The 795-nt window shown below is 69.7% G+C and carries 1 protein-coding gene; it reads right to left on the bottom strand.

Annotated features, from left to right (window positions below; translation table 11 throughout):
* Positions 1 to 795, bottom strand: a 795-nt coding sequence (gene groEL, locus ETD85_RS62530) for a chaperonin GroEL (protein ID WP_138699129.1), incomplete at its 5' end; no start/stop codon positions are given.

Below are 795 nucleotides of genomic sequence, written 5' to 3'. Positions count from 1 at the left end.
CTAGAAGTCCATGTCGCCGCCGCCCGGCATGGCCGGAGCGGCAGGGTTCTTCTCGGGCTTCTCGGCGATGACGGCCTCGGTGGTGAGGAAGAGCGCCGCGATGGAGGCGGCGTTCTGCAGCGCGGAGCGCGTCACCTTGGCCGGGTCGAGGATGCCCGCCTCGAACATGTTGACGTATTCGCCGGTGGCGGCGTTGAGGCCCTCACCCGGGGTGAGGTTGCGCACGCGCTCCACCACGACACCGCCTTCGAGGCCGGCGTTGACGGCGATCTGCTTCAGCGGCTCCTCAAGAGCCTTCTTCACGATCGCCGCGCCGGTGGCCTCGTCGCCGGTCAGCTCGAGCTTGTCGAACGCCTTGGCGCCGGCCTGCAGCAGCGCCACGCCACCGCCGGGCACGATGCCCTCCTCGACGGCCGCCTTGGCGTTACGCACGGCGTCCTCGATGCGGTGCTTGCGCTCCTTGAGCTCGACCTCGGTCGCCGCACCGGCCTTGATGACCGCGACACCACCGGCGAGCTTGGCCAGGCGCTCCTGGAGCTTCTCGCGGTCGTAGTCGGAGTCGGTGCGCTCGATCTCGGCGCGGATCTCGTTGACCCGGCCGGCGATCTGCTCGGCGTCACCGGCGCCGTCCACGATCGTGGTCTCGTCCTTGGTCACCACGACCTTGCGGGCGCGGCCGAGCAGGTCGAGGGTGGCGTTCTCCAGCTTGAGACCGACCTCCTCGGCGATGACCTGGCCACCGGCCAGGATCGCGATGTCGTTCAGCATCGCCTTGCGACGGTCACCGAAGCCCGG

Origin of the sequence: Nonomuraea zeae (assembly GCF_005889725.1) — a bacterium.
GTDB lineage: Bacteria > Actinomycetota > Actinomycetes > Streptosporangiales > Streptosporangiaceae > Nonomuraea > Nonomuraea zeae.
This window is presented reverse-complemented; position numbering and strand designations above follow the sequence as displayed.